2 tRNA genes are annotated in these 460 nt (G+C 48.7%); both read right to left on the bottom strand.

What is annotated here, in order from left to right:
* Nucleotides 1-174: 174 nt before the first annotated feature.
* Nucleotides 175-250, bottom strand: a tRNA-Ala gene (locus PS14A_RS26470).
* Nucleotides 251-280: 30 nt separating this feature from the next.
* Nucleotides 281-357 (bottom strand) — tRNA-Ile (locus PS14A_RS26465).
* Nucleotides 358-460 lie beyond the last annotated feature (103 nt).

Raw genomic sequence — 460 nt, 5'->3', positions numbered from 1 at the left:
ACTCACAAATTTTACCTTAGCCTGATCCGTTACCAGTGAAAGTAACGTTCAGTCTATCTTTCTATCACATACCCAAATTTTTAAAGAACGATCTAGTCAAAGACTAGAAATCAACATTCATCACCGAACCGGTGGAATGCTCATTTCTAAGCTTTCAAACTTCAGAAGCAGTAGTGGTGGAGCCAAGCGGGATCGAACCGCTGACCTCCTGCGTGCAAGGCAGGCGCTCTCCCAGCTGAGCTATGGCCCCGTATTTCTACAGGCGTTTCCCACACAAAATTGGTGGGTCTGGGCAGATTCGAACTGCCGACCTCACCCTTATCAGGGGTGCGCTCTAACCAACTGAGCTACAGACCCAATTTCGGGCTGCTTCTATCGTCTTCTTCAATGAATCAAGCAATTCGTGTGGGAGCTCATGCAGCAGCTGATGTCGTCGATTAAGGAGGTGATCCAGCCGCAG

Source organism: Pseudomonas sp. 14A (assembly GCF_018132745.1).
Taxonomy (GTDB): Bacteria; Pseudomonadota; Gammaproteobacteria; order Pseudomonadales; family Pseudomonadaceae; genus Aquipseudomonas; species Aquipseudomonas mercuritolerans.
The sequence above is the reverse complement of the archived record's forward strand: the minus strand, read 5'-3'. Positions and strand labels throughout refer to the sequence as shown.